This window comes from Micromonospora maritima (assembly GCF_902825405.1).
In the GTDB taxonomy this organism is placed as follows: Bacteria; Actinomycetota; Actinomycetes; order Mycobacteriales; family Micromonosporaceae; genus Micromonospora; species Micromonospora maritima.
Genome location: NZ_CADEAU010000654.1, coordinates 1 through 2,531, shown reverse-complemented (window position 1 = coordinate 2,531; position 2,531 = coordinate 1). Strand labels below are relative to the sequence as shown.

The following is a 2,531-nucleotide window of genomic DNA, read 5'->3' as shown; positions in this document are numbered from 1 at the left end:
GTCGGCGGGCGGGCCGGCCTGGGCCGGCATCTGCCGGGGCGGCATCGGCGGCTGCGGCACCGGGGACAGGCCTCGGTCGTCACGCATGGGCGGGCCGAGCCGGTCGGCCATCCGGGGGTCGCCACCACGCCCGCCGGGGGCGCCGGAGCGCTCCTCCAGCTCGGCGAGCTGCCGCTCGACCCGGTCGAGGTGCAGGTCGACCTGCCACTCGTCGTAGCCGTTGAAGCGGACCCGGAAGACGACGTCGTGGACCTCCTGGGAGGCCACGGGCGCGCCCACCGGCTGGCCGGCGAGAGTCGCCTCGACCCGGTCCAGGAAGGCGTCCACCTCGTCGACCTTGTATCCCCGGCGGAGCGCCTTACGCCGGAAACGCTGACCCTGACTCGCCACTATGTCTCCTGGTCTCGTACCGCTACGCCGTTGCCGCGCGTGAGTCGCTGTCCGTGTCCTCGGCGGCGGCGAGCTGCCCACACGCCCCGTCGATCTCGCGCCCCCGGGTGTCCCGCACCGTCGTGGACACCCCGGCGTCGCGCAACCGCCGGACGAACTCCCGCTCGACCGGCTTCGGGCTGGCGTCCCAGCGGCTGCCCGGAGTCGGGTTGAGCGGGATCAGGTTCACGTGGGCCAACTTGCCGGCCAGCAGCCGCCCGAGCAGATCGGCTCTCCACGGCTGGTCGTTCACGTCCTTGATCATCGCGTACTCGATGGACACGCGACGCCCCGTCGTGGCCGCGTAGTCCCACGCCGCGTCCAGCACCTCGGACACCTTCCAGCGCTGGTTGACCGGGACGAGTTCGTCGCGCAGCTCATCATCGGGGGCATGCAGCGACAACGCAAGGGTCACCGAGAGGTCTTCGCTGGCCAGTCGGCGGATGGCCGGGACCAGCCCGACCGTGGAAACGGTGATGTGCCGCTGGGACAGGCCGAGTCCCTCCGGCGCCGGCGCGACCAGGCGACGGATCGCCGCCACCACCCGCGCGTAGTTGGCCAGCGGCTCGCCCATGCCCATGAACACCACGTGCGACAGGCGCGGCGGCGAGCCGGCCACCGCCCCGGAGGCGGCCACACCAGCCAGGTAGACCGCCTGGTCGACGATCTCGGCGGTGGAGAGGTTACGGGTCAGCCCGGCCTGGCCGGTGGCGCAGAACGGGCAGGCCATGCCGCAGCCGGCCTGGCTGGAGATGCAGACGGTGACCCGGTCCGGGTAGCCCATCAGCACGCTCTCCACCAGCGAGCCGTCGTGCAGCCGCCAGAGCGCCTTGCGGGTCGCGCCGTCGTCGCAGGCCAGCTCGCGGACCGGGGTGAGCAGCGTGGGCAGCAGCGTGCCGGCCAGCCGCTCCCGGGTCGCCGCCGGCAGGTCGGTCATCCGCTCGGGTTCGCGCACCAGGCGCCCGAAGTAGTGGTTGGAGACCTGCTTGGCGCGGAACGCCGGCTCGCCCAGCTCGGTGACGAGCGCCTGCCGGCCCGGCAGGTCCAGGTCGGCGAGGTGGCGGGGAGGCATCGCGGGCTTGCGGCCGCGGGCGTCGGGGTCTACGGAGATCAGCGGGAGGCTCGTCATGGCGCGTCCAGTCTGACACGCGTCGGAGCGGACGCACCCGTCCGTGGGTGCCGAATCGTCCCGGACCGGCCGGTCCGGCCCGCGCCGCGGCCGTGATCCATCCCTCAGCCCGCCACCGGTACGAAGACCGCCAGCAGCAGGTACGCCGTCGGCACCGCGAACAGGATCGAGTCGAGCCGGTCCATCAGGCCGCCGTGCCCGGGCAGCAGGTTGCTCATGTCCTTGACCCCGAGATCCCGCTTGATCATCGACTCGGCGAGGTCGCCGAGCACCGCCGCGCAGGAGATCGCCGTCCCGAACAGGGCGCCCCACCAGGGGGCCACGTCGAACAGCAGCCAGAGCAGCACGGCGCTGCCCACCGCCGCGGCCGTGACCGAGCCGGCGAAGCCCTCCCAGGACTTCTTCGGGCTGATCGTCGGCGCCATCGGGTGCTTGCCGAACGCCACCCCGGCCGCGTAGCCGCCGGTGTCGGAGAGCACCACCGCCACCAGCGTGACCAGCACCCGCAGGTGCCCGTCGTCGGGCGCCGCCGCGAGCAGGGCCGCGAAGCCGGCCAGGAACGGCACGTACACCGCGATCAGGGTGGCCGCGGTCAGGTCACGCTGGTAGTTGCCGGGCCCGTCGCCCAGCCGCCAGATCATGGTGCCCAGCACGGTCACCAGCAGCCCGAGGCAGAGCGCGTCCGGGCCGGCGAACCAGGCCAGCCCGACCGTGAGCACGCCACCGGCGGCCAGCGGCACCAACGGGGGGTGGGCGCCGCTGCGGCGGACCGCCCGGGCCATCTCCCCGATGCCGATGGCCACCGCGGCGGCGAGCACGGCGAGGAACGCCGGCAGGAAGAAGAACAGCGGCACCACGATCAACGCGCCGAGGGCCACCCCGACACCGATCGCGGCGGGCAGGTTGCGGCCGGCCCGCGACGCCGCGGGCACGGCGGTCGGGGGACGGTCCGCGCTCGCCCGTCGACGGCCCC

3 protein-coding genes are annotated in these 2,531 nt (G+C 73.9%); all 3 read right to left on the bottom strand.

Features of this window, described 5'->3' with window-relative positions:
- A partial coding sequence (locus tag HUW36_RS30625; protein WP_174531269.1) for a DivIVA domain-containing protein occupies positions 1–390 on the bottom strand: 390 nt, incomplete at its 3' end.
- Positions 391–412: 22 nt separating this feature from the next.
- Positions 413–1,558: a dual-specificity RNA methyltransferase RlmN gene (rlmN, locus tag HUW36_RS30620; protein ID WP_174531268.1), complete on the bottom strand. Its 1,146-nt coding sequence runs from the start codon at positions 1,556–1,558 to the stop codon at positions 413–415.
- Positions 1,559–1,662: 104 nt separating this feature from the next.
- A partial coding sequence (locus HUW36_RS30615) for a phosphatidate cytidylyltransferase (RefSeq protein ID WP_174531267.1) occupies positions 1,663–2,531 on the bottom strand: 869 nt, incomplete at its 5' end.

What these genes read in the sequence shown, in the direction of transcription:
- rlmN (WP_174531268.1), bottom strand. Translation starts at nt 1,558, where the DNA reads ATGACGAGCCTCCCGCTGATCTCCGTAGACCCCGACGCCCGCGGCCGC.